Below are 24905 nucleotides of genomic sequence, written 5' to 3' on the forward strand. Positions count from 1 at the left end.
ACAGCGAAGAAAAGGGCATCGTATCCATTTATTGTTATAGGCAGTTTGCCACCCGGGAATCGCTAAACATCTGAAATCGATTGCTGACCGCGATAATATTTTTGCCCATTTCGGTTTTAATACTGCTGAGCCTTAAGGAAAACTGAAAAGATGATTCCAGTGTAGTATAATACAAAAAAACGGAGAGATTACGCCATGAAAAAACTGCCTGCGACACTTATTCTCATTTTAATATCCATACATCTCTATGCCGAACCGGGCTGGGTCCGTTCAATGGGAACCAGCACTCCCTATTCGTCAGACCGGTATCTCACGGGTTTTGCCATGTATAACCGCTATTCAAGCGATGCCGTTGCCAAAGCGAAAGAGAGTGCGCTTGCCGATCTCTCGGGAAAAATTGAAACCAAAGTCAACTCGGTCATGACATTATCTGAAGAAGATGGTTCGGGGGGATACAGCTCTGATTTGACAATTTTGTCCAGGAATTCCGTTCAGGTTACGGTTTCCGGCGTAGATTATCTTGTGTATGACGATTCCTCCCAAACCTATGCTCTGGCCTATGTTTCCATTGAGGATTTATCTTCATCTTATGTGCAGAAAGCGGATCTGGCTCTTGGTAAAGCCCTTAGCGCCTATGACCGCGCGGAAGAGCTGATCGGTTCGGGGAAGAATGTACAGGCTCTCGAATCTCTTTACGACGCGCAGAAAGAGCTTATTCTGCTATCTGAACAGGAGTCATTGTATCTTTCAGTGAATCCCCGGAGGAGCAGGGATTCCTTTCAGAGGCTGTTATCCGCATATGACACGGATCAGGAGAGTTTTGTCAGAACTCTTGAAGATGATGTGAACCGCCGGATACAGGAACTGGATGATCTCGATTTGCGCAATTATCAGGCGGCTATGGATAAAATCGCCCTTATCCTGAAAAGACAGGATCTCAATGCCGGGAATATTTCCGTACCTCCCAGTACTTTTGAAACATCATCTTTCTCAAGCGAGTTCGGGCGTTATGCCGCTTCGGGGCTGGAAGGATCTCTTATAGGGTCTCTGTCACGATCCAATGCAAAGACCATCTATCGTTCCAACTACTGGATGGAAGGCAATATGATACGGTTCCGGGTTCTAGCTGTCGATGAACGGGGCAATAAGCTGGGGCAGGCATCGGTAAGGTTTCCCTACTCGGCCGACTTGAGATCCTATGATCTGAAGCCTCAGAATTTCGAAGAGGCTATGGTCGCCTTGAAGGAATTCTCAGTCGGCGCTTTGACCGACGGCGGTATTAATGTCGATGTCTGGACCAATAAAGGAAGGGACAGCGATTCTCTCGTGTTTGAGGATGGCGAGACGCTTCAGCTTTATTTGAGAGTCAATCAGCCTTCGTTCCTCCGGATTACTTATCGGCTGGCGACAGGAGAGATGGTTCTTCTCGAGCGCTCTTTCTACATCGGCATGGATCAGGTTAACAGGGCCGTAGCACTTCCTTACGAATTCGAAGTCCAGGGACCCTTCGGCGTGGAGCAGATGATCGTTACCGCTTTCTCAAAGGAACCGCCGACGCCCAATACGATTGTCGATTTCATCGACGGAGAAGAGTATGAAGTTTTTTCAACAATGGAAGCCGTTGTGGCTCAGACCAGAGGACTCAGGAAAAAGCAGACAGGTGCGGAGGATGAAGTGCGGGTCGGCGAGGCGATTCTTAATCTGACGACCATGCGGTAATTCTTTTTTTACCGTAACTTCCGCTTCCGGGAGTTGTCTTATTATCAAAACACGGCTCTATTTATTCTGGACAGAATTGATCTGATCAGTCTAAGATTGTGATTCACAAGCCAACAACTTAAGGGAGCATTGAATGCTTAAGAAATTAATAATAGCTTTTCTTCTTATGACCACGGTTTCAGTTTTCGCCCAGGAGTCTTTCTCCGGGAAACTGATTACAAATATTGATGAAGATACGCTGAACGTAACAAAAAACGAATCTGTCGAACTGATCGTCGACTATAATCAGAAAATTCAGGAAAACCTGAACAATGTAGTACCTAATGACCCGGAAAAAAGAACTTTTGCAGACTTAGGTTTTAAAACAGCTATTGAAATTACAGCTAAAACAACTCAGAACGGTGATACTAATGAGTCTCATTCCATCGGTTTCAGCAAGGATGCCTATGACAGAATCGGCGGTTTGACCGCGACACCCAGTCAGTATTTGATCGATTTTGTCTATAACCCTTCTGCCGGAGAAGACGAGAGTTCCAGGTTTATCTATACCAGTATCGTCTCTGCTTATGAGAATCCCCGTTTCGACAAAACATTTCTATCCTTTACAACTGCGGAGAAGGTGATTTTCTTCATTTGTGACTAATAATTTTCTCTGGTTTTAAAAATCAGAAGACCGCCGGATTATGCTATAGCTCCCGGCGGTTTTTTTGTCTCCCCGGCAAATTTTGAAATTTCCTTAACTTTCCATAAAATTATTAGTATAGCTTTTTCCCCGGGAGGGCATAATGAAAGTCAGGATTTTCTCAATAATATTTATTCTGCTTCTGTCTGGTCTATTTGCCGATACAGTCAATTGGTACAGCGATTATGATATGGCGCTGGCAGCCGCAGAGAGTGAGGGGCGGAACATATTTGTTCTTATTACCGCTCCCAGCTGGTGCATCTGGTGTCAGCGTCTTGAGGAAAATGTTCTGTCCAAACCGGAATTCCAGTCTTATCTGACGGAAAACTACATTCCTCTGAAACTGCTCGACAAGGTGAACGGTGCCAGAAATCCCGAACTGGATAATTTTGATTTTTCCGGATACCCCTCAGTGTTTCTCTATGACAGCAAGGGGCAGTATATCGAAAATATCTATACTCAGGATCCGGTCGCCATGGTGGGCAGCATGAAGCGATACAAGGATTCGGAAGGCGTTTTCAAGCCCCTTCTTAAAGATCTTCAGCTTCCGGAGAAATACACATTTGCAGCTGACGGCGGCGGGGAGTACATCAACAGAAACAACGGTACCTGGATACTTAAGACCGGCGCGGAAGAGATAGAATACAAGCAGATGAAATACGATTATGAATATCTCTATCTGGAACACGCCCGTCAGGAACATGTCATCGCGCTGCCCATGAAGGGGACGGACAGGCATATGGCGACACTTCAGGAAGGAAACTGGGTCTGGAGCGATCTTCCCGATGTCCGGCGGATCGGCGGCGACCCGTATTTTGATTGAAAATAACATGACGCTCATCTAGTCTTTAATAAGGATTGCCCGGCGGATGAATAAGATACCGGATTCTACCGGCTGGAACCCGTTTTTAATGTATCAGCAGAGTATTTTTATTTGAATAGGGGGGAATATGTCCGAGTTTTTCAAGGTCGTGCTTATCATTAGCGGAATAGTCATGTTGACCAACATCACATTCTTTCTCAAATACCGTTTCAATATCATCTTTAAAATTTCGCTAACCTTCGGCCTGACTGTAGGTTTAATCGCCATTATGGCTTTCTATATGGGGATGGAGGGATTGAGTCTGAGAACCTTCCTTGTCATCGTTGTTCCGGGATCTTCAGCTACGATCATTGCTGTTGTCGGACTGGCGGCTTTTATCATCAAACCTCTTGGAAAGCTCACAGCTCATGCCGAACAGATAGCCGGCGGAGTCGTCGATCTCGATGATCTGTCCATAAAGCAGAGAGATGAAATCGGACAGCTGGCCCGTTCCTTTTCAAAAATGACAGCGGCTCTGCGGGAGAAATCAGTTGTGCTGCAGCAGGTGGCCGAAGGCAATTTCGCCGTTGAAGTCAATCTGCTTTCCGACAGCGACGCCCTGGGCCATTCAATCGGAGAGATGACAGAGTCTCTGGGAGATCTGGTTCAGCAGATAACCGATGCCATATATCAGGTCCGTTCCGGTGCCGATCAGATCGCCATAGGAAGCCAGAATCTCTCGCAGGGCGCTTCGGATCAGGCAGGGACACTGGAAGAGATAACCTCATCGGTAGAGCAGATGAACAATCAATCCCATGAAAACTCACTGCTGGTAAAAGATGCGAATCGCCTGGCAGGGGAGGCTCGTCAGGAAGCGGAAAACGGTTCCGATGAGATGATCAAAATGAAAGAAGCCATGGAGGGGATTAACAGCAGTTCCGGTGAAATTCGGAATATCGTAAAAGTCATCGATGATATTGCCTTTCAGATCAATCTCCTGGCACTTAATGCCAATGTGGAAGCGGCGAGAGCGGGAAAATACGGGAAGGGATTTGCCGTCGTAGCAGATGAAGTACGGAACCTGGCGGTCAAAAGCGCCGGGGCTGTAAAGGAAACGACAGATATGGTTGATAAGTCGGCCCACAGAATCGAGGACGGGAACAAAGCTGTCATCAGAACTCTCCAGCAGCTCGAGGCCATTGTCAATGCCAGTTCGAAAGTTGCTGATCTGCTCGACAAGATCGCCGATGCGACTGAGAAGCAAACCCGTTCCCTCGATGAAATGACAGCCGGGCTGGAGCAGGTCAGCCGTGTCACCCAGAGCAACTCCGCCAGCGCCGAGGAGAGCGCCTCGGCTTCCGAGGAACTGGCGGGACAGGCTCTGCAGCTTGAGACGCTTATGGAACGATTTACGATCCGCGATAGGTATCTCGAATCAGAATATTAAAAAAATTACCTGAGCCGGCTCTTCAGCTCTTTAATTTCCTCCAGAAGCAGCAGCGTTCTGACTGTCGCTTTCAACCTGGCCATAAACACATTGGAGTCGAAGGGTTTTATGATGTAGTCATCGGCGCCGATGAGCAGAATATTGGAGATGGTTTTGTAATTTTTAACGCTGGAAATCGATATTATGACGTTATCGCTCGATTTCTCCCGGACCTTCATAATCACTTCGTCGCCGGAAACTTCCGGCAGAATCAAATCAAGAATATAGATCGCGTAGTTCTTATTGGACGCCAGCAGTTCTTTGGGATCCTTGAAGTAATCGACATTCTGTATTTTATTGAGAGTGAAAATATTACGGATAACATTGAGGCTCACCTGGCTGTCGTCGAGTACGGCGATATTGATTTCTCTCAGTTTCGTAACCAGTCGGTCTTCCTTGACGATCGATTGGACATAACGATTGAACCGGTCGTAGGAGATGTCTTTTTTATGAATGAAATCCACAACCCCCAGTTTGAACATCTTCTCGTAATCTTCCATGGAGTCGCTGGATGAAATCACCATGACGGGGATATCGTTGAATTGAGTCCGCCTCAATCTCTCGACAAATTCCTCTCCCGAGACATCTGCCAGCTCCAGGCCGGTGATTACAAGATCGACCGGCTCTTTTTTGAGAATTTCCAGTGCCGCTTCGGAGCTGTCCGCTTCATAATGAATCAGTCCCGACTGAGCTGCGATATCCTTGATTACCTTCCTGAAGAACGATCCTCTTTCTACATGCAATATGTTTATCATGCTTTCAATTGTAGCCAAATTGCGAAGGCAGTCAAGGATTCCTTTTTACTTAATCCCCTCTTTGATAATCCGGTTGTTTTCATCGAGTAGAGCCACCTGGGGCTTGTGGCCTTTCGCTTCCTCAGAATCGAGTCCGCAATAAGAGCAGATGATCACTTTGTCGCCTCTCTGCGCCAGTCTGGCTGCAGCTCCGTTGAGACAGACTTCACCTTCTTTGCCATTGATGATATAGGTCGTCAGCCGGGCTCCGTTGTTTATATTGAGGATATCGACCTTTTCAAATTCCATCATCCCCACCGCTTTGTACAGTGAAGGATCGATTGATACGGAGCCTTCGTAATTGAGGTCCGCATCGGTAACGGTGGCTCTATGTAGTTTTGCTTTCAGCATTTCAATAATCATTTGTTCAGCTCCTGTGCTTTGTATATCCCGTCAAGAACGAGATCGGGGATTATCTCGTCGAACACGCCGGAATCCCGATAGAGACCGGAGAAGCCCCCCGTCCCGATAATCATCGGTTTGCCGCCTTCAAAGCTCTCTTTTGTAATCATTCTGGTAATTTCTTTGATAATTCCGAGATTCCCGAAATAAAGACCTGACTGGATGCTTTCAATTGTCGACCGTCCGCAGGCTTTGGTCGGTTTCACTATTTCCACTTTCGGCAGTTTCGCCGTTCGCTCTTCCAGCGCCTGCATGGCAATTTTCATCCCCGGTACAATGGCTCCGCCCAGATATTCCCTGTTTTTCGTCAGAACCTCGATTGTCGTGGCTGTCCCGAAATCGACAATGATAATATCTTTACCGGGGAAAAGGGTATAGGCTCCGATGGCGTCGGCGATTCTGTCCGCCCCAACCTCACCGGGGTTGCTGTATTTTATTTTCAATCCCGTTTTCACTCCCGGTTTCAGGGAAAAGGGCTCAAGATCGAAATAATGGCGGCAGCTGTTTTCTAAGGAGTGATTTAGATCCGGTACGACGCTGCAATAGGCAATGCGGCTGACATCCGAAGGATCGAGTCCGTTTTCTCTTATGACGGAACGGAGGAAAATCCCTATCTCATCGGAAGAGATCCCCTTATTCATAACTTTTCTGAAACGGAAAATAACTTTATCTTCCTTGAAAAGCCCTCCGTATAACTGGGTATTTCCCACATCGAGACATAATATCATATCAGTTTGATTCTCCTTTTTGTAAACTTTCTGCCTTAGCCTTCCGGTTGTTTTCCGATTGAAGAAAACTGAAGAGCTTTTCGGCAAGTTCTTCCTTGGTTCCGGTTCTGCAGAGCAGCTCTCCCTTTGGCAGATAGAGCCCGGCCGGATGGACCGATGGCGTGATGTCTCTCAGATTGTTGTGAACAACAAGATCGACAAAGCCGCCTTTCAGCTGCTTTGTCACAGCTTCCGCCATCTCCACTTTCGAGTCCGTATCGGTCAGCTTGAAACCGATTACCAACAGTTCTTTCCCTCTCCGGCTGTAAGTCTTCAGCCTTTGAAGAATTTTGTAATTCCTTTTCAGCCGGAGTATCAGGCCGTCGCTGTCAGAGCTGATTTTCCCTTTATCATCAGGGGTGATTCTTTTTCCATCTTCGGTTTCGATATAGTCGACCGTATAATCGCTGACGGCTGCCAGATGAATAATCGCATCAAAATCTTCCGATGAAAGGAGCTCTTCAAGCTTTTCATCCAGACTGGCAAAGCTGGTAAAGCTGTACTGTTCCATATCTTTTTCGGGTAGATGGGCTCGCTTGCCATGGAGAAGTGTCACATCCGCGCCAAGATCTGTCAGTCTATCGGCGATGACCGCACCGGTTTTGCCCGTGGAGAAATTGGTTATGTAGCGGACGCCGTCGATCGGTTCCTCCGTTCCTCCCGAAGTAATCAGTATCTTCACAGGGCTTCCTCAATCATTTCGGCCAGAGGAACCGGCTCGGGAGCTCTTCCCTTGCCCACGGTGCCGCAGGCCAGAACGCCCTCGTCGGGATCGATGATCCGGGCTCCCCATTTTTCCAGAATCTTCAGGTTTTCCTGAACCGCCGGATGCTCCAGCATATTGATATTCATGGCCGGGCAGATCCAGTAGGGCTTCCTGAAATTGTTGGAGAGAAAGATCGCCGAAAGAAGATCTTCCGCCAGTCCCATCCTGAGACGGGCCAGCGTCGTCGCCGAAGCGGGGTAGAGGACGATCATATCGGCCCATTCGGAGAGATTGATGTGAGGGATTTCGTAACCGGGATTGAACATATCAGTCAGGACCGGTTGTCCTGTAATACCTTCCAGTGCGGCAGGACCGATGAATTTCAGAGCGCTTTCAGTCGCGACAGTCTTCACCTCATGGCCTTTTTTCTTAAGGGCCGATGCGAGAGAGGCCGCTTTGTAGGCGGATATGGATCCGCTGATGCATATGAGTATTTTTTTAGAGGGGGACATTGTCTATCAACCTCGCTTTTCCGAGAAAAACGGCACCGAATATCCGTCCTTCCTTTTCTTTCAGATAATCCACTTTCATTCCCAGGGACTCCAGCTCCGCTTTCATCTCATTGATGCTTTTCCCAGAAGTGATGATTCTGTTGAAGTTAGGAGCGATCTCCAGCTCTTCGGGAGTCAGCATCTTGTTCCGGGAACTCATGGCCAGTCCGCTCTCCTCTCTGACAATGGGGCAGGGGATGATTTCCGTATCGAGGAAAAACGCTTCGGCCATGCCGGCGATAAGGCGGTACTGCTGCCAGTCTTTCTCTCCGAAATAAGCCCTTGTCGCTTTCGTGATATTGATCAGTTTCATAACGACAGAGAGAACGCCGTCGAAGTGGCCCGGTCTGGCGGTTCCGCACAGATCCTGCGAGTAATCAGTTTCAATGAGTTTGTATTTATAACCGTCGCGGTACATATCTTCATAGGAGGGGTAGAGGAGATAATCGACTCCCGCTTCCTCGAGCTTCCGCACATCTTCATCCCAGGTCAGCGGGTAATTATTGAGGTCGTCGGGATTGTTGAACTGGGTCGGATTGACGAAGATGGAAACGGCCGTCAGGTCATTCTCTTCCATCGATGCTTTTACCAGACTGATGTGGGCGTCGTGAAGGGCTCCCATTGTGGGCACCAGTCCGACAGAGCGTCTTTCCCTTTTATGATACCTGAAAATGTCTCTCCATTCTTCTATGGATCTGATGATTCTCATTAACTGTAGCTCTCCTCTTCTGCAGGAAAGGAGCGATCCTTGACCGTCCTGTCGTATTCGTTAAGGGCTGTTTTGATTGTTTCAAAGCCCTTCATATAAGTTCTTACGAATTTAGGCTGGAATTTATTGTTGAGCCCGAGCATATCCTGAAGAACCAGAACCTGTCCGTCGCATCCGTTCCCGGCTCCTATGCCTATGGTCGGTATGGTGAGTTTCTGCGATATGGCCTGTCCGATCGGGGCCGGCACGCATTCGAGAACCACGGCGAAGCAGCCCGCCTCTTCCAGAGCCACCGCTTCCTCCATAAGCTCTCGTGCCTTTTCATCGCTCTTTCCCTGGACTTTATATCCGCCGAGCTGATGGACCGATTGGGGCGTCAGGCCGATATGGCCCATGACCGGAACACCGGAATCGACAATGTGACTGATAATATCACCGTGCCCCGCATATCCTTCCAGTTTGACCGCATTGGCTCCGGCCCGCATGATTTTCTCAACCGCTTCCATCGCCGGAACCAGTCCTTTGCGGAAGCTGAGAAAGGGCATATCGCCGATGATAAAGCCATTGGGGGCGCCTCTCCGTACGGCTGCCGTATGCAGGGCCATCAGTTCCGTGTTGGCGGGAAGTGTGCTGTCATAGCCGTGCATGGTCATGGCCAGGCTGTCTCCCACCAGTATGCAGTCTATATCTGTTTCTTCTATAATCGCCGCGCTCCAGCTGTCGTAGCAGGTGATCATGGATATGGGTTTATTCTCATTTTTGTATTTTCTGAAATCGAGTGTCGTCATAAATTCCCTCCAGTAAAAACGGTAGATGCGAAAGACCGGTAGACGTTCTGATAGAGGTCGCCTTCCAGAGCCTGGAGATTCCTCTCAACAGTCTCTTTGTCCCTCCGGGCCAGAGGTCCGGTCAGAGCATCGGTCCAGTTGCTTTTCAGGTTTTCGAATGTCTGTTCCATATAGGGAATCAGCAGCCTGTCGTCCAGTTCCAGCTTCTCGTCGAAATCGCTGAAAGCTTTCTGCCACAGCATGGTGGTAAAGTTCCCGCTGAGAACGCAGAGACTGTGATAGAGCGATTTCATCCGGAAATCCATGGCCTGAACGGGGTTAGGCAGTTCGGGCAGAACATCGCGGAGAGACATCTTCCCCTTTTCGTGAATGAAAGGGATGGTCCTGTATTTTTCCAGACTGTACAGTTCTTTTGAAAATGTCATCAGGGGATGGATCGAGGGGATTCCTTCGAGAAAGAGGCTTCCGGAAAAATGGATGAGGGGCATCTCTTTCAGACCGGGATTCTCTTCGGCAAATGAAGCGATGGCATCGTCTCTGATCAGGAGGAAAACGGCTCTGGAGTTTTTGAGATAGTCAGAAGGGTCTTCTGAATTGGCCTTGCGGGACCACTGTTTATAGGGGATTCCGCTCAGCTGAAGGTAGCGCGCAAAGTGCGTGGCCATGCGGCCGTCTCCCACAATGGCGCAGGGGCGTGTTTTATTCATGGTACCTGTCCTTATAGATCAAGTCCTGTGAAAATCTTTGCCTGCTTTCATCTTTGCTACAGGCCCTGCGTTATCCGGTGCTCATTTACATTCGTAAACTCCGCGCCGGATGCCTTGGTCCTGAAACAAATATTTCAGCATCCAAAGATTTTCCAACGTTATTGTAAATTCCGGAGGTTTTTGAGATTGCCTGCCGACGGCTCGGCGTCTCTTCCGGGATTTCCTGTGTTCTATATACTCCTGAACCGGGGAAAAGTCAAGGATTTAACAATATCTGTTTTCATATATAATGGAATAATGAAATACACAATTAAATCGAAACAGAACAATTCCAAAATGTGCCTGGTCTGCGGTACCGATAATAATCTGAGCCTGAAAGCCAGGTTTTATGAGACAGAGAATGATGAAGTCGTCGCTCTTTTTACCCCACGGGACCATCATCAGAGTTATCCCGACAGGCTGCACGGCGGTATGGCTTCGGCTATACTCGATGAAATCATCGGCCGGGCCATCATGTCCCGCTATGAAGATACGGTATGGGGCGTAACGGCGGAGCTCACCCTTCGCTATAAGAAGCCGGTTCCTCTCAATCAGGAGCTCAAAGTTGTCGGCAGGATAACATCGGAACGGGGCGCTATTTTTGAGGGTTCCGGGGAAATCATTCTCCCTGACGGGCAGGTGGCCGTTTCAGCCACGGGCAAGTACCTGAAGATGGCGATCGATAAGATTTCATCGAAGGAATTTGCTGATAACGAGTGGTTTCTCGTCGATGATGAGACTCCTGTCGATGAGGTCGAGGTTTAAAAAAGTCGCTTCGCCAGCTTGCGCAGTATGCTGTTCGTCTTGACCAGCAGCATGGGACTCGGAACCCTCGCGGCAATCCTCTCGGAAAGGGAAGGGAAGCCGAGCCTGGAAGTCCGCGGTTCCGAGATCCCCAGCACCAGCAGGTCGTGAAATTTCGCTTCCTCTACGATCAGGTTCTCCATCCGGGCGTGATGGGTGTTCATTTCGTGAATGATCACGTCGGGATTGTCGACGATATTCCGCATGATGTTGTAGATATGGCCCGGCCGCATTTTGGCCCTGTTGGAATAGAAGGCGGTTATCTCTCCACCTTCATCGGGGAGAAGCCTTTCCGCCGCTTTCATGGCCAGAGCGTCATTCAGTCCGCCGAAGAGGGGAACCAGAACGGTTTTTATTTTTTTCGGTTTCACATCGCCTTTGACGACTATCACATTTCCCGGAGTCCCGCAGATAACCGGATCCAGCGTGCTTCCCAGAGAGAACTGCTTGTTTCCCGGTTTGCCGTGCCATCCCATAATCAAGGTCTTGCTGTGCCGCTCCTTAACCGTGGTTATAATGCCCCGGGAGATATTGCGGCAGTAGCGGATCGTACTGGCTGTAGAGTACGTTTCGCTTAGCAGTTCTTCCGCCTTATCAATGGCTTCCTTGCCGCTTTTCAGGAATTTCTCCGCGTCGGAAAGCGCCACGGCCCCCGGTACGGGAACCATATGAAGGAATTCCACCAGAGCCTCATTATCGGGAACCAGCGACCGGGTCACTTCCGCCAGGAGCGGGACATTTTCCGGATTGGCTACAGCCATCATCACCTGTTCCCTGTATCTGCCGTTAGTTTCACTATGATCTTCTTCAATGACTTCCAACTCCACTTCCGAGGGCTTCATATGGGATTTGGCATAAAGGAAGTAGATAGCTGAGCCTGAGATGATCCAGAGAGGGGCGATTATCCAGGCTACAAGTGACATTTCAACCAGCCAGATGGCCAGAACGGCCTGCATGATAATAGCTATTATGGGAAAGAGCGGGAAAAGCGGCATGATATAGCCGTATTTCATCTCATCACCCAACTTTCTTCTGATGATGATGACGCTCAGGTTGACGACGAAAAAGAGAAAGAGAAACATGATGCTGGCACTTGAAGCCACATCCATCGTAGGCAGGAATGAAGCGACGAATACGATGATCACTCCTGTCAGTGTAAGAGCGCCGACGGGGGTCTTTCTTTTCGGGGAGATTTTAGCAAAAACAGGTGGCAAAAGCTCATCCCTGCCGAGAGCATAGGAAGCCCGGGTCGCCGAGAAAACCGTCGAGTTAAGAGCGGATGTGGATGCGAAAATGACGGCAATGGTCAGCAGGATATTTCCCGCCGGTATCAGCCGGGATACCGCTTCGCCGAATCCCTTCTCTCCGAAAGAACCGATCCACTCCCAGGGAATGTCGATCCCCTCATGGCCGGCCTGAACAGACACTATGGTCGCGAAGGCTACGCCGATATACGTCAGAGCAGCTACTGATACTGAGAGAATCATCGCCTTGGGGAGGTTCTTTCGGGGATTGATGGCTTCATCTCCCGCCTGGGCGATGACTTCGAACCCTTCAAAAGCCACATAGGTGAATCCCATGGTCATCAAGAGCCGTCCCCATCCTTTGGGAAGGAAGGGCTGGAAATTCAGAAGTCTGTGGGGTTCTTTTATGGCAACATAAATCCCGATAATGGCAAGCAGAACCAGGAAGAGCGTCTGTCCCAGCGTCATAATGGCTCCGACCTTACCTGTTTCCGAAGCTCCCCTGTAATTGATTATCAGGAAAAGGAGCGCTATTGCCACAGCCACAGGCTTTATCAGAGTATCCGCCAGTCCTGCGGGGAGAAACCCCAGCGTATCGAGATAGCGCATCGTATAGATTGAAAATGTAACGGCATACATGGAACCGGCTACGCTGGAGGCGAACCACTCCATCCAGCCGGCGAGAAAACTCATATGGGATCCGAAAGCCAGTTTGGCGAAATTGAAGGCTCCTCCCGCTCTGGGAATAGCCGAACTCAGCTCGGCATAGGACATAGCCGTACAGAGGGCCAGCACCCCGTTGAAGGCGAAGGTGAGAATCACTCCTCCCGGTCCGGCATGGTGGATCGAATTCCCGATTCCCAGAAATACACCCGCACCGATCATCATGCCCAGTCCGAGCATGGTCAGGTGGAATAGATTCAGTTCCCGCGATAGTTCGGTTTTTATGGAATTATCAGACACGGTTTCTCTTCCTGTACAGTTCTCTTACTTCATGGATTTTATTGCGGTCCATATGATTGATGCGGATAACAGCTGAAATGGTAAGAGTGATGATGATGCCGACTGCCAGAACAGCCGCGATCAGGCCTGGAATTAAATGGTTCATAACTTAATATTTTAGGTCCGGTTCTGTTGATCGGGCAAGCAGGAAAAATAATTGTCTTTTTCTTAACGGCTGATTGCCGCGGTTATGCCTGAGATAGAGCGGATCGAACTTTCAGAAGGGGCGGCTGTTCCGAAAATATAATCGGAAGACGCCGTTTCCGTTCTGCTGTGGGTAATGTATCTCATATCTTCAAACAAAATACCTTTTTCAAATGATAAAGTCCCATTTGTCCGGGCTGTTTCGTCGTCGGCTGTCAGTTCAAAAAAAGAAGTGACTTCGCTATTGTTGTTATAGCTGGCAAAACTGGTGTTGTAATAAGTCTCATAGCTGTACATAGGAGTGAAACCTATTGGTGTTAACGTATAATCGGTTTTGTCCGACGATAAGTCAATATCGGCAGAATAGAGTACTGCAGGCTGATCTGTCATATCGAATTTTGTACCGGGAAACCACTCGTTGTATTCAAAGGATTCATCCACTTCAAGATAAAGAGTAAATTCATTTCCCATCCTTTCAGCGATCGCCCTGCTTACGGTGAAGTCTGAATTCCTTTGAGTCGCTCCCGTAACCGCGTCGACATCGTCCTGGAAAACTGCATCATTCATCAGGTCCGCATCATTTTCATCATAGCGATTGAGATGCCAGAAAGGCAGCGCCGATAATCGATCTGTAATCGTTTTATAATCTGAAGTTCTGGTTCCGTCATCGGGCAGAAGGCGTTCACAAACGTAAAGATGCTGAATATCTCCTGAAGAGTTTTCCAGCCATATGACGTAAATATTGGTATAAGAGGTATATTGACTCTCCTGGTAGTCGAAATCAACTGTAATTAAAGGTGCCGAATTAGCCGAATCCGGTTCGGCAGGTTCGCTATCGCTATCCGATGAGAGAGATGATAGAAAGTCACAGCCGGAAAGCAACAGTAATCCTGTTATTAATGTGAGACATAGTGATGAACGCATGATTTTCCCCGTTAAATGTATGGATATTCAATATCTGAGTTTATGGCAATCTTGTTGTGATTTCCAATGCAAAATGCATGACAGGTTGTTTTTTACCGAATATCCCTTAATATGTTAGCTATGGCACAGGTATTGGAACTTTTTCATCCGCTCATTCAGGATTGGTTTACTCGGAAATATTCAGCTCCCACGGATATCCAGGAAAAAGGCTGGAGGGAAATCGCTTCCCGGTCTCATGTCCTGATGACGGCGCCGACGGGAAGCGGCAAGACGCTGGCTTCCTTTCTCTGGTCCATCAATCAGCTGGTTACGGAACAATGGCCGGGCGGAACCGTGCGGGTTCTCTATATTTCCCCGCTCAAGGCATTAAATAATGATGTGCGCCGCAACCTTACTGAGCCTCTGAAAGAATTGAGGGCCTTTTTCGAAGAGAGGGGAGAATCATTCCCCGAGATCCGCGTTCAGACCCGCAGCGGCGACACATCGGGATCGGATCGGCAGAAAATGATGCGACGGCCGCCGGAAATCCTCATAACGACTCCCGAAAGCCTTAACATCATGCTCACTTCCGGAGCGGCTCAAAGCCTGCTTTCAGGACTGTCCGTTCTCATTCTCGATGAAATCCATGCCATAGCGGCGAACAAGCGGGGAGTCCATCTCTTTTCGGCTGTGGAGCGGCTGACTCTGATCAACGGAGAGTTTCAGCGCATCGGCCTTTCCGCAACGGTTCAGCCCATGAATCTGGTCGCCTCGCTGCTGGGTGGTTATTACAGGCGATATCATAAGGAAGAGGCATCCCGGCCCCGGGATGTTAAAATCCTCCGTTCGGAAATCCGGAAGAAGTATGAGCTCTCCGTCGCCTTCCCTGATACGCCGGAAGGGGAGGGATCCCAGTGGCCGTCGACCATCGCTGTCTTTGCCGGGAAGATCCGCTCCAACCGGTCCACGCTGATTTTCAGCAACAGCCGCCGGCAGACCGAGAAAGTGACCCGGATGATCAATGAATATATGGGGGAGACTGTCGCATTCGCCCATCACGGATCGCTGTCCCGGGAGATTCGGCATTTCGTTGAACAGAAGATGAAAGCCGGCGAGCTGAAAGCCATAGTCGCGACCAGCTCCCTTGAAATGGGAATCGATATCGGTTCCATTGATGAAGTTCTTCTCATTCAGGCGCCATTTTCGCTGTCCTCTGCCATTCAGCGGATCGGTCGGGGAGGGCATAATGTGGGCGATGTCAGCCGTTCCACCATCTTTCCCATGTTCGGCCTCGATCTGGTCAGCTGCGCCATTACGGCGGAAGCCGTTCTGGCCGGAGAGATCGAGGCGTTGAAGATACCTGAGAACCCTCTTGATGTTCTGGCGCAGGTTATTCTGTCCATGTGCTGTACCGAAGAGTGGAACCTCGATGAGCTTTATCTTTTTATAACATCGGTTTATCACTGGAGGAATCTCCCCCGGCGCCATTTCGATCTGGTCCTGAATATGCTGAACGGGCGGTACAGCGATACGCGTATCGGCGAGTTGAAAGCCCGGCTCAATATCGACAGAGCGGCGGGAACGGCGCGGGCCAGAGACGGAGCGGAAAGAGTCATCTACATGTCCGGCGGCACTATCCCCGACAGAGGCTACTACGAGCTGAGACTGATGGGGGACGGTTCCAAAATAGGGGAGCTTGACGAGGAGTTTGTCTGGGAGAGAAATCCCGGAGACTTTTTTACACTGGGAACCCAGACCTGGAGGATTGACAGGATCGGAGACCGGGCTGTGGAGGTCAGCCCCGGAGACTCGAACGGAGCTATGAGCCCTTTCTGGAAAGCCGATCCCAACGGCAGGGACTTCTTTTATTCTCTCAGAATACTGGATCTGCTGGATCATGTAGAGCGGAAATGGAATGATCCCCGCTTAGGCGATGAGCTGAGCCGGCGATTTCATATGAGCCCCGAAGCCGCCGAATCGATGCTTTTCTTCCTGGAAAGGCAGAAAGACGTTACCGGAGCATCTCTCCCCGGCAGGAATAACCTCGTCATCGAGCATTTTAACGATCCTTTGAACAGAACGGATTGCCATCAGGTCATTCTCCACACTTTGTGGGGCGGAACACTCAATTATCCCTACAGCGAAGCTCTTTCCCAGGCCTGGGAGGACAAGCACGGCTATCCCCTGCAGGTCTTTTGTGACGATGACGCTGTCATTCTCGATCTTCCCCATCAGTTTTCCTCGGAAGACGTTCTGTCTCTGGTCAATGCGGATAATCTCGAATCTCTTCTGAGGCGAAGGCTCGAATCGACCATGTTCTTCGGGGGGCGGTTCCGCCACAACTGTTCCCGTGCTCTGCTTCTGCCCCGAAAATCCTTCAAGCAGCGGACTCCTTTGTGGCTGACCAGACTCCGTTCCAAGAAACTCCTCCAGGCGGTCAGCCGTTACGAGGATTTTCCCATCCTCACAGAAACCTGGCGCTCCTGCCTCCGCGATGATTTCGATCTTCCTTCGCTCGCTATGGTTCTCGATGAAATCCGGGAGGGGAAAATCCGCATCACCGATGTTGTGACGCGGACGCCGTCGCCCTTCGCGGCAGGCATTATTTACGATCATACGAACCAGAGAATGTATGAAGATGACACCCCTCTGGGAGGTCAGTCCAATCTCAATGAAGACCTTATACGGGGAATCGTTCATGAGTCGGGTCTCCGTCCCATGCTGTCCTGTGAACTGGTTGCGGAGTTCCAGGCAAAGCTGACCCGGACCTTTCCCGATTACTGCCCGGGGGCATCCGATGATCTATTCGACTGGATCGAGGAGAGGATCTTTCTCCCGCTCAGCCAGTGGGAAGAGCTGACCGAAGCCCTGATCCGTGACAGGGAAAATTGTGCGGAAATCCTGGAAGATGTGAAGAACCGCATCGTTTTGCGGGAAAGTGGCGATTCATCAGAACCGATCGTGCTCTCTGTCACATATGATAAGAAATTCGATGCCGATAAATTTATTGGTGAGATTGATGATGTGCTGCCTCAGTGGCTCTCCTTTTTCGGCCCCGTTCTCTTAACCCGCATTGCGGAACTCTATCCGGCGCCGTCTCAAATCATAATGGACTGCCTGGAGGAACTCCGCCAGTCGGATCAGCTCATCATCGACCGGCTGACCGAAGGGGCTGTGGAAGATGAAATCTGCACGGCTGAAAATCTGGAAATCCTCTTCAGGCTGAAAAGGCGGAAAGGGCGGAAGGAGTTCAAAGCGCTGCCGGCGGAAAGCCTTCAGCTTTTCCTGGCACAGCAGCAGCTTCTCACTGGCTCGGGAGGAGATAAAGATGATTTGCGGGATGTTATGGAGAGGCTGATAGCCTTCGGAGCCAAAGCCCCCCTATGGGAGAAGGAAATCCTCCCGGCCAGGCTCAACCCCTACTACCGGACGTGGCTCGATACGCTGTTTCAGGAAAGCCCCCTTATGTGGTACGGCTGCGGCAAAGAAACAATTGCCTTCTGCTTCGATGAGGAACAGAGCCTCTTCATCCCTCCCCGAAAAGGAAAAAAGGGGGGAGAGGATCTTCTCCCCGACAGCCGGGGCGGTTTTACTTTCTGGGACATAAAAGAACACAGCGGAAAAAACAGTACGGAGCTGGTCGAATCGCTCTGGAAACTCTGCTGGAAAGGGGCCATTTCCAATGATCATTTTTCAACAGTCCGCAGCGGCATTGCAAACAAATACAATGCCGACAGCTTTTCCGACATGGAAAAAGAGAGGGGCGGCCGGAAAATCAGCCGGGGCGGATACAGCCGCTGGGTTCGTTCCCGCCCTGTCGAAGGCCGCTGGTTCATTCCCGAGACCATCGGGAAAGATGAAGACCTGATAGCCCGCGACGAGAGGCTGCGCGAAGTGATCCGTCAGCTGTTCCTGCGTTACGGCGTTCTGTTCCGACAGCTTCTGGAAAGGGAAACGGAGCAACTGAACTGGAATGCCGTTTTCCCCACGCTCCGCCTCATGGAACTGTCCGGAGAGTGTGTGGCAGGGTATTTCTTCGAAGGGGTCAGAGGTCTGCAGTTTGCCAGCTGGGAGGCTCTGCGTATGTTGAAGGATCCGCTCGAGCAGGACACATTATACTGGATGAACTGCACCGATCCCGCTTCCCTGGCGGGTATCAGACTTGATGAGCTCAAAGGGAAATATCCCAAAAGAATGCCTTCCAACCATATGGTCTTCCGGGGGCAGAATCCTCTCCTCTATTCGCTGAAAAACGGAAAAGAGCTGGAATTTTTTACAGAACCGGACCATCCTGATTCACTGGAATCTCTCGGGTTTTTCCGCACGCTCCTCAGTCGGGAATCGGAACCGCTCAAATCCATCAAGGTCGAAAAGGTGAACGGTCTGGCAGTATCAGAGAGTCCCTTCCGGAAAGTTCTGAAGGAAGCGGGATTCCGAGATAATTTTAATTGTTATATCCTGAGCGGTGTCAGGATCTAGATTTGTAGCTCAGCTCCAGAGCGTATCGTAGGAACAGCCCGTAACCAGCTCGCAGGCTTCGACGACTTCCCTGTCCTGCGAGCAGTTTTCCCCTTTCTCCCGGGTCTCTATCTCTTTCAGCATCAGTTTATGGTTTTCCGGATCGATCCGGAAGCTTCGGGAGAAAATGAACCCGGCGAGCAAAAGCGCCAGAGGCAGAAAGGTAAACATGATCCGGATGCCGTTTACTGTCGAGGTGCTCTGTTCCACTGAACCCTGTGAAAATCCGATCAGCGAAAGGCCTATACCCACGATCTGTAAGGCCATTGCCTGGGCAATCTTTCTTATGAAAGTGGTCATCCCCGAATATATCCCCTCGCGGCGCCTGCCGCTGATAATCGTATCGGCATCGATAACGAAAGCGAGATTGTTGTAGGGGACGAAAACTCCTCCGGCCATCCCCAGGGCAAAAACGGCCCCGGCCGCGAGAATACCCCAATAGGGAACACCTTTGGGAAGCAGGGAGAGTAGAACGAGACCGCTCATGCAGATAGCTATATGGCGGCGGTAGACCCTGGCGTTTCCCTGTTTCATACAGGACCGGGAAACGATGACCACTCCGATAATCTGGACGATCAGCACCGTACCGAGCACAAGAGACTCGCTGCCGCTGTATCTCAGATGAAAAAGCAGGTAATACATGAGAAGGGCCATAAAAATATCCATGGACGCGTACGCCGAGAGATACATTCCGATATGGCTTCTGAATGATTTGTTTTTGAAAGTAGAAAAGAATTCCCGGAATACGTCTCCCAGGCTCCGGGCCTGTAGGCTCCGCTCCTCTTCCGTCACCTCTCTTTCCCATGTCCCGAGGTATGTGAAAAGCCAGGGGGTGGCGTAGAATATTCCGATGATGAGAGCGAAATAGAAGTAACCCAGATCATTTCTTCCCGTAAAGGAGAATATTATGCCCGGGACAACGGCGCTGACAAGAGTTCCGCCCTGAGAGAAAAGCATTCTGATCCCCATCATTTTTGACCGGGTTTTATAGTCGCTTGTCATTTCGGCGAGAAGGGCGTTGTAGGGAACCATTACCATGGTAAAAACGGTATTGAAAAACATGTAGGCCAGTAAGTAATAGAGGAAACGACCCGTCTCGCTCTCTATATGAGGATTTAGCCATAGAAGAATGAAAGACGCCGTAATGGGGAGAATCCCCAGGAGGAAGTACACACGCCGCCGACCGAACCGGCTTCTGGTCTTGTCAGAGAGAATCCCCATCATGGGATCAGTTACGGCATCCCAGATTTTCCCGAGTGACACGATCAGACCAGCCAGGGCGGGATTGATTCCCACATTAAGCGTGAGGAACAACATGAAGTATGTTCCAATAATGATGAAAGCGCCGCCGCCGTAAATGTCTCCGGCGCCATAGGCAACCATATTTCTCAGTCTGATTTCTCTTTTGCTCATCCGATGTCCTTGAATGTTAATATTACTTACAGTAAGTAATAATAGAACTGTTTATTTGAGACGTCAAACTGTAATTACCCGGAATTATAAACGGTACCCTTTCAGGGCTTTTTCCATCTCCGGATCCGAACTGGTCAGATCCCGTTTTTCCGCTCCGTTCTCGACCAGAGCCGAAGCTATCTGATAGTAATCCTCAAGCGGCTCCTTCATTCCCCGGACGCAGTAAGCGAGCGCCGTTCTGTCGTTACCGTCTGTCAGGTTGAGATCGGAACCTTTGGCGATAATCCTTCTCACCGCGTAATAATCCCCCAGGTAGGCCGCATACATGAGAAGGCTCCGGTTCGAATCATCGAAAATATCCGCTGTCTCAGATAATGTGAGAAGTGTGGAAAAATGTTCCTTTTTGCCTTCGAACAGAGCGTAGAACAAGGCGTGCGGATCGATCTCCCGATTGTATTCCAGAAGTTCTTTCACAACCAGATTCCCCGGAGTCAACATGGCGTAGGAGATGGCTTCCAGGCCGTCCTGATCTTTGATATTCCTGTCGGCTCCGTTTTTCAGAAGCAGCCTTGTCGTATAGATATCCCCCAGACCGGCAGACATCATCAGCGCTGTCAAACCCGTTTCATTCTGTTCATTGACATCGGCCCCATCAGTTATGAGGAGCTCTGCCGTTTTGAAATCACCGGCAAAAACAGCTTCCATCAGTTCGGTCCTGTTCAGAAAATCCAGACCGTAGAGCTTGTTTCTTATGGACACGCGGCTCTTCAGGTAATCTTCCATAACCGGTGCGATGATAGGAATGAAATCGAGCTCTCCGCCGTTCCGGATAAGAAGTTCCGTCATTTGAATATCGTTGTTTTTAAGCGCCAGATAAACCGGTGTTTCCTCAGCATTGTTGATGGAGTTGGTTTCCGCTCCCTCAAGAATGAGAATTTCCGCAATATTGTATTGTCCCGATTCCACTGCATAATGAAGGGCCGTGTAGCCATTATCGTCTATGGAGTTTATATTGGAGCCGTACCGAAGCAGCAGCCTCACCATATCGACGTTGCCGCTGATAACCATCAGCGTAAGAGGGGACCGCCCCGTATCATCTTTCTTTTCCAGATCGGCACCCTGGTCGAGAAGGGACCGTATTCTCAGATACATCTTGTTGTTTAAAGCCTCAATCAGATCTTCTCGCATATTGGCGGAAAGGCTGAAAGAGATGATAAGGAGAAAGCAGATAGGCAATAAACGGCGCATATGTCTATAATCGGCGGTCAGTGCCATAGAATTGAATCAATGTCTCTACCGCTCGACGATAATCCTCATCATGCGTCTCAGCGGTTCGGCGGCGCCCCAGAGAAGCTGGTCGCCCACGGTAAAGGCCGAGAGATATTCGCCACCCATTCGCATCTTTCTCACCCTTCCCACAGGGACCCTTAGCGTTCCGGAAACGGCGGCGGGAGACAGATATTCCAGCGTATCCTCTTTATTATTGTTGATCAGGTCGGACCAGTCGGTCCCGTTCTGGATCATATCTTCAATATCTCCCAGCGGGATATCTTTCTTCAGCTTTATGGTAAGAGCCTGGCTGTGGCACCTCATGGCGCCGACGCGGACGCAGATTCCGTCCACTTCTATTGGTGTTTTTGTTCTGAGAATCTTATTGGTTTCCGCAAAGCCCTTCCATTCCTCTTTGGTCTGGCCGTCATCAACGGCTTTATCGATCCAGGGAATCAGGCTTCCCGCCAGAGGAGCTCCGAAATTGTCCACAGGGAAATCCCCATCGTTAAGCTTTGCTGTAATTCTTCTGTCTATATCGAGGATAGCTGAAGCGGGATTGTCCAGATCGGCCCCGGCCGCGGCGCCGAGTTCTCTCATCTGCAGAAGGAGTTCCCTCATATTTCTGGCTCCGGCCCCCGAGGCTGACTGATAGGTCATGGAGGTGAGCCATTCCACCGCATCATTTTCAAAAAGCCCGCCGAGACCCATTAGCATGAGGCTTACCGTGCAGTTGCCGCCGGCGAAGGTTTTGACTCCTTTGGAAAGAGCTTCATCGAGAACGGCTCTGTTGACCGGATCGAGAATGATCTCGCTGTCCGGCGCCATACGGAGAGTTGACGCCGCATCGATCCAGTAACCCTTCCAGCCCGCTTTGCGAAGTTCCGGGTACACTTTTTCCGTGTAGGCGCCGCCCTGACAGCAGATGACGGCATCCATGTTTTTGAGCGATGTAAGATCATAGGCATCCGCCAGCGCGGGAACATCGTAGCCCACATCGGGAGCTTTCTGTCCGGCCTGTGATGTGGAATAGAAAAGGGGATCTATATGATCGAAATCTTTTTCCTCTTTCATCCGGTCCATGAGAACCGAACCGACCATTCCTCTCCAGCCTATCAAACCAGTCCTTAACTTCATACATCACCTCATATATAATGAAAGAATTCTTATCGATAAGAACGCTCTTGTTCAATACGGGCAGAAGAGAAAGTTGCAATAATTTTCTAGACAGAAGGGAAAATCTTCGCAAAAATATAGACATATGAAGTTTTTAAGCAGAAAGACTCTTATCATTTGCGCATCGGTTCTGATGCTTCTCTGGCTCTTTTTTCCCCGTTATTCTTCGCGGTGGGATATCATTGAAGATGAAAAGATGCTGGAAGGCAAAAGAGAATACCTGAAAAACAGAGTGCATCCCCTGCGCCGTTCCGCGCCGAACATTCTGATCATTCTGGCCGATGATTTAAGCCGGAACGACTTAACCATTTACGATAAAAAAAACGGTATCGATACACCCCATATCGCCTCTCTGGCTCAGGACGGGGTGGTTTTTGAGCAGGCTCTGGCCAGTTCTCCCATCTGCGCGCCATCCCGGGCGGGGATGCTGACCGGACGGGTCCAGAACCGGAGCGGTTTCGACAGCCAGCCTATGCAGATCTATCCCTTCTTTCCCGCCTATTACTATGCCGCCGAATTATTCCTCGATACCGATGAGATGAGCCAGGTCCCCTTCGGGACCTACCCCTTTCCTTCGCAGATGAAAAAGCAGGGCGTTCCCCATTCGGAACTGTTTTTATCTGAAATCCTGAAAGAAGCGGGATTCGGAACGGCTCTGGTCGGGAAATGGCATCTGGGTTACGGAGCGGAACAGTATCCGACAATGAGAGGATTTGATCATTATTACGGCTTTCTGGAAGCCTTTTCCTATCCCGATGATCCCGATAAAGACGATGTCGTTTCCTTTCAGCACGATCTGTTCTGGGAAAAGCATATCTGGCATATGAAGAGAAAAGGGGCCAGCGCCATTCAGTTGAACGGATCGGTTATAAAAGAAGACCGTCATCTGACCGATGCCTTTACTGATGAATCGATTGATTATATTGATGAGCATTTTACGGAAAATCCCGATACTCCTTTCTTTCTCTATTCATCATATAATGCCCCGCACACACCATTTATCGAATTGAAAGAATACTACGACAGATTTCCGGAAATTGAGGATGAGAACAGGAGAATCTATGCGGCCATGATCTCTCATTTAGATGAGGGAATAGGAAGATTGATCGAGGATCTTAAAGAAAGAGGGATTTATGATGAGACTCTGATCGTTTTCGCCAGCGATAACGGCGGAGCGAGCTATACCGAAGCGACAGATAACGGCGAACTGGCCGGAGGAAAAATGTCTCAGTTTGAAGGAGGATTGGAAATCCCCATGATTATAAAATGGCCGGAGGAAGAGGGGTTCGTCGGTCTTTATGAGCCAATGGTCTCATTAATGGATGTATACAGTACCGCTCTGGCAGCTCTTGATCTCCCGGTACCGGGAGATAGAGTAATCGATTCCGTCAATCTTCTTCCCTATGTGAGAGGCGACCATCCAGGTGATCCGCATCAGTCTCTTTTCTGGAAAAGCGATTACAATCTTACACTGCGGCGTGGTCCCTGGAAGCTGATGCTCAATACATATACAGGGAGCACTCAGTTATACAATCTGGATGCCGATAGAGGTGAGTACAAGGACTTATCGGAAGAGGAACCGGAATTGCTGCAGGAGTTGATGAATGAGCTTGAGGCAAAGGCAAATGAATGTCTGCCGCCTATGTGGCCGAGGGTTATGGATTTTGAAATTGAAGTGCACGGAAAGAAGTATAAATTCGCTACTTAGATGATCTGAAAAAAAATATTAGAAAAAAAACCGGAGCTGTTGACAAAAAATAAACGGATCTGTATTATCCTCCTTGTTATCAAGAAATGCGGCGGTGGTGAAATCGGTAGACACGCTAGCTTGAGGGGCTAGTGCTCGTTAGGGCGTGGAGGTTCAAGTCCTCTCCGCCGCATAGTAGATTAAAGATTCCTGATGGAATCTTTTTTCATTTATAAGCAATTCGAGAGGACTTGATCCATAGATTGCGCCGAGCAAGGGCGAGGATTAGCGGCATGGATGCCGCGGCAGCAATCGCAGGTGGCCTGTAAGGAGAAATCAGGGGATTTCGACTGGAATGGCAAGTCCTCTTCGTATAACTATCGTAATTCCTTGCAGGGTAAGAAATTAAAACACTTTCGGTTGAAAGTGTTTTTTCGTTTATAAGTGTCGTCTGTGGTACTGATGCCAGTATTGACCTGTTTATTTTCCCTATTCTCCATCCATATTGAAACAATCCTTCGGGAGGCATCGATAAGAGTAACTACTTAAACTTGGGTAATACTGGAAAATGTTCCATCAATAAACAGTTGACT

General features: G+C 49.5%; 21 protein-coding genes and 1 tRNA gene. 8 read left to right on the top strand and 14 right to left on the bottom strand.

Going from position 1 to position 24905, the window contains the following annotated elements; all coding sequences use genetic code 11:
* Window positions 1–195 precede the first annotated feature (195 nt).
* The 4 genes from HNR50_RS07335 to HNR50_RS07350 all read left to right on the top strand — a co-directional run bounded on the left by HNR50_RS07335 (window position 196) and on the right by HNR50_RS07350 (window position 4650).
* Complete coding sequence (locus HNR50_RS07335) at window positions 196–1719, top strand: DUF4384 domain-containing protein (protein WP_184745389.1); 1524 nt, start codon at window positions 196–198, stop codon at window positions 1717–1719.
* Between the two features lie 133 nt (window positions 1720–1852).
* Window positions 1853–2362, top strand: coding sequence for a hypothetical protein (locus tag HNR50_RS07340; protein ID WP_184745391.1), 510 nt, complete (start codon window positions 1853–1855; stop codon window positions 2360–2362).
* Between the two features lie 142 nt (window positions 2363–2504).
* Complete coding sequence (locus HNR50_RS07345; protein WP_184745393.1) at window positions 2505–3224, top strand: thioredoxin family protein; 720 nt, start codon at window positions 2505–2507, stop codon at window positions 3222–3224.
* Between the two features lie 127 nt (window positions 3225–3351).
* Entirely contained in the window at window positions 3352–4650 is a 1299-nt protein-coding gene (locus tag HNR50_RS07350; protein WP_184745395.1) for a methyl-accepting chemotaxis protein, read from the top strand.
* 5 nt (window positions 4651–4655) lie between these two features.
* Here HNR50_RS07350 and HNR50_RS07355 read toward each other — a convergent pair whose 3' ends face one another.
* Genes HNR50_RS07355 through HNR50_RS07390 form a run of 8 tightly spaced genes read right to left on the bottom strand, consistent with a single transcriptional unit; the run spans window position 4656 to window position 10113 of the window.
* Window positions 4656–5444, bottom strand: a complete 789-nt coding sequence (locus HNR50_RS07355) for a response regulator (RefSeq protein ID WP_184745397.1) — start codon at window positions 5442–5444, stop codon at window positions 4656–4658.
* 45 nt (window positions 5445–5489) lie between these two features.
* On the bottom strand, window positions 5490–5846 hold the full coding sequence (gene panD, locus HNR50_RS07360) for an aspartate 1-decarboxylase (RefSeq protein ID WP_184745399.1): 357 nt from the start codon (window positions 5844–5846) through the stop codon (window positions 5490–5492).
* Window positions 5843–6613: a type III pantothenate kinase gene (locus HNR50_RS07365; RefSeq protein WP_184745401.1), complete on the bottom strand. Its 771-nt coding sequence runs from the start codon at window positions 6611–6613 to the stop codon at window positions 5843–5845. The genes panD and HNR50_RS07365 overlap by 4 nt, the downstream gene beginning before the upstream one ends.
* Before the next feature lies 1 nt (window position 6614).
* The gene (locus HNR50_RS07370; RefSeq protein WP_184745403.1) at window positions 6615–7334 is read right to left on the bottom strand and encodes a phosphopantothenoylcysteine decarboxylase domain-containing protein; all 720 of its coding nucleotides are present in this window, start codon (window positions 7332–7334) and stop codon (window positions 6615–6617) included.
* A complete protein-coding gene (locus tag HNR50_RS07375; RefSeq protein WP_184745405.1) occupies window positions 7331–7870 on the bottom strand; it encodes a flavoprotein in 540 nt (179 codons plus the stop codon). The genes HNR50_RS07370 and HNR50_RS07375 overlap by 4 nt, the downstream gene beginning before the upstream one ends.
* On the bottom strand, window positions 7857–8618 hold the full coding sequence (gene panC / locus HNR50_RS07380; protein ID WP_184745407.1) for a pantoate--beta-alanine ligase: 762 nt from the start codon (window positions 8616–8618) through the stop codon (window positions 7857–7859). Before panC ends, HNR50_RS07375 begins: the two co-directional genes overlap by 14 nt.
* Window positions 8618–9406 carry a 3-methyl-2-oxobutanoate hydroxymethyltransferase gene (gene panB / locus HNR50_RS07385; RefSeq protein WP_184745410.1) on the bottom strand — a complete coding sequence of 263 codons (789 nt, stop codon included), beginning with the start codon at window positions 9404–9406 and terminating at the stop codon, window positions 8618–8620. The genes panC and panB overlap by 1 nt, the downstream gene beginning before the upstream one ends.
* Window positions 9403–10113 (bottom strand): DUF2520 domain-containing protein, encoded by a 711-nt coding sequence (locus tag HNR50_RS07390; protein ID WP_184745412.1) that lies wholly within the window; start codon window positions 10111–10113, stop codon window positions 9403–9405. Before HNR50_RS07390 ends, panB begins: the two co-directional genes overlap by 4 nt.
* Before the next feature lie 297 nt (window positions 10114–10410).
* Here HNR50_RS07390 and HNR50_RS07395 point away from each other — a divergent pair, with 297 nt between their 5' ends.
* Window positions 10411–10917, top strand: coding sequence for a PaaI family thioesterase (locus HNR50_RS07395; protein WP_184745414.1), 507 nt, complete (start codon window positions 10411–10413; stop codon window positions 10915–10917).
* Here the strand turns inward: HNR50_RS07395 and HNR50_RS07400 are convergent.
* The 3 genes from HNR50_RS07400 to HNR50_RS07410 form a co-directional block, all read right to left on the bottom strand.
* Window positions 10914–13163 (bottom strand): amino acid permease, encoded by a 2250-nt coding sequence (locus HNR50_RS07400; protein WP_221439828.1) that lies wholly within the window; start codon window positions 13161–13163, stop codon window positions 10914–10916. The genes HNR50_RS07395 and HNR50_RS07400 overlap by 4 nt on opposite strands.
* Entirely contained in the window at window positions 13156–13308 is a 153-nt protein-coding gene (locus HNR50_RS07405) for a hypothetical protein (protein WP_184745416.1), read from the bottom strand. Before HNR50_RS07405 ends, HNR50_RS07400 begins: the two co-directional genes overlap by 8 nt.
* A gap of 62 nt (window positions 13309–13370) precedes the next feature.
* Window positions 13371–14270, bottom strand: a complete 900-nt coding sequence (locus tag HNR50_RS07410) for a hypothetical protein (RefSeq protein ID WP_184745418.1) — start codon at window positions 14268–14270, stop codon at window positions 13371–13373.
* A gap of 120 nt (window positions 14271–14390) precedes the next feature.
* Between HNR50_RS07410 and HNR50_RS07415 the strand changes: the two genes are divergently transcribed.
* Complete coding sequence (locus HNR50_RS07415) at window positions 14391–18728, top strand: DEAD/DEAH box helicase (RefSeq protein WP_184745420.1); 4338 nt, start codon at window positions 14391–14393, stop codon at window positions 18726–18728.
* Window positions 18729–18737: 9 nt separating this feature from the next.
* On the opposite strand, the gene HNR50_RS07420 is transcribed toward HNR50_RS07415, so the two are convergent.
* From HNR50_RS07420 to asd, 3 genes are all read right to left on the bottom strand, one after another.
* A complete protein-coding gene (locus HNR50_RS07420; protein WP_184745422.1) occupies window positions 18738–20180 on the bottom strand; it encodes an MFS transporter in 1443 nt (480 codons plus the stop codon).
* A gap of 84 nt (window positions 20181–20264) precedes the next feature.
* Window positions 20265–21428 carry an ankyrin repeat domain-containing protein gene (locus HNR50_RS07425; RefSeq protein ID WP_184745424.1) on the bottom strand — a complete coding sequence of 388 codons (1164 nt, stop codon included), beginning with the start codon at window positions 21426–21428 and terminating at the stop codon, window positions 20265–20267.
* A 45-nt stretch (window positions 21429–21473) separates the two neighbouring features.
* A complete protein-coding gene (asd, locus tag HNR50_RS07430; RefSeq protein ID WP_184745426.1) occupies window positions 21474–22586 on the bottom strand; it encodes an aspartate-semialdehyde dehydrogenase in 1113 nt (370 codons plus the stop codon).
* 124 nt (window positions 22587–22710) lie between these two features.
* Here asd and HNR50_RS07435 point away from each other — a divergent pair, with 124 nt between their 5' ends.
* Both HNR50_RS07435 and HNR50_RS07440 read left to right on the top strand, forming a co-directional pair.
* Window positions 22711–24333: a sulfatase-like hydrolase/transferase gene (locus HNR50_RS07435; RefSeq protein WP_184745428.1), complete on the top strand. Its 1623-nt coding sequence runs from the start codon at window positions 22711–22713 to the stop codon at window positions 24331–24333.
* A gap of 88 nt (window positions 24334–24421) precedes the next feature.
* Window positions 24422–24505, top strand: a tRNA-Leu gene (locus HNR50_RS07440).
* Window positions 24506–24905: the final 400 nt, after the last annotated feature.

This window comes from Spirochaeta isovalerica (assembly GCF_014207565.1).
GTDB classification, from domain to species: domain Bacteria; phylum Spirochaetota; class Spirochaetia; order DSM-2461; family DSM-2461; genus Spirochaeta_F; species Spirochaeta_F isovalerica.

What these genes read in the sequence shown, in the direction of transcription:
- HNR50_RS07410 (WP_184745418.1), bottom strand. Translation starts at nt 14,270, where the DNA reads ATGCGTTCATCACTATGTCTCACATTAATAACAGGATTACTGTTGCTT.
- HNR50_RS07420 (WP_184745422.1), bottom strand. Translation starts at nt 20,180, where the DNA reads ATGAGCAAAAGAGAAATCAGACTGAGAAATATGGTTGCCTATGGCGCC.
- HNR50_RS07395 (WP_184745414.1), top strand. Translation starts at nt 10,411, where the DNA reads ATGAAATACACAATTAAATCGAAACAGAACAATTCCAAAATGTGCCTG.
- HNR50_RS07375 (WP_184745405.1), bottom strand. Translation starts at nt 7,870, where the DNA reads ATGTCCCCCTCTAAAAAAATACTCATATGCATCAGCGGATCCATATCC.
- HNR50_RS07350 (WP_184745395.1), top strand. Translation starts at nt 3,352, where the DNA reads ATGTCCGAGTTTTTCAAGGTCGTGCTTATCATTAGCGGAATAGTCATG.
- panC (WP_184745407.1), bottom strand. Translation starts at nt 8,618, where the DNA reads ATGAGAATCATCAGATCCATAGAAGAATGGAGAGACATTTTCAGGTAT.
- HNR50_RS07405 (WP_184745416.1), bottom strand. Translation starts at nt 13,308, where the DNA reads ATGAACCATTTAATTCCAGGCCTGATCGCGGCTGTTCTGGCAGTCGGC.
- panD (WP_184745399.1), bottom strand. Translation starts at nt 5,846, where the DNA reads ATGATTATTGAAATGCTGAAAGCAAAACTACATAGAGCCACCGTTACC.
- HNR50_RS07425 (WP_184745424.1), bottom strand. Translation starts at nt 21,428, where the DNA reads ATGCGCCGTTTATTGCCTATCTGCTTTCTCCTTATCATCTCTTTCAGC.
- HNR50_RS07340 (WP_184745391.1), top strand. Translation starts at nt 1,853, where the DNA reads ATGCTTAAGAAATTAATAATAGCTTTTCTTCTTATGACCACGGTTTCA.
- panB (WP_184745410.1), bottom strand. Translation starts at nt 9,406, where the DNA reads ATGACGACACTCGATTTCAGAAAATACAAAAATGAGAATAAACCCATA.
- HNR50_RS07355 (WP_184745397.1), bottom strand. Translation starts at nt 5,444, where the DNA reads ATGATAAACATATTGCATGTAGAAAGAGGATCGTTCTTCAGGAAGGTA.
- asd (WP_184745426.1), bottom strand. Translation starts at nt 22,586, where the DNA reads ATGAAGTTAAGGACTGGTTTGATAGGCTGGAGAGGAATGGTCGGTTCG.
- HNR50_RS07365 (WP_184745401.1), bottom strand. Translation starts at nt 6,613, where the DNA reads ATGATATTATGTCTCGATGTGGGAAATACCCAGTTATACGGAGGGCTT.
- HNR50_RS07345 (WP_184745393.1), top strand. Translation starts at nt 2,505, where the DNA reads ATGAAAGTCAGGATTTTCTCAATAATATTTATTCTGCTTCTGTCTGGT.
- HNR50_RS07335 (WP_184745389.1), top strand. Translation starts at nt 196, where the DNA reads ATGAAAAAACTGCCTGCGACACTTATTCTCATTTTAATATCCATACAT.
- HNR50_RS07435 (WP_184745428.1), top strand. Translation starts at nt 22,711, where the DNA reads ATGAAGTTTTTAAGCAGAAAGACTCTTATCATTTGCGCATCGGTTCTG.
- HNR50_RS07390 (WP_184745412.1), bottom strand. Translation starts at nt 10,113, where the DNA reads ATGAATAAAACACGCCCCTGCGCCATTGTGGGAGACGGCCGCATGGCC.
- HNR50_RS07415 (WP_184745420.1), top strand. Translation starts at nt 14,391, where the DNA reads ATGGCACAGGTATTGGAACTTTTTCATCCGCTCATTCAGGATTGGTTT.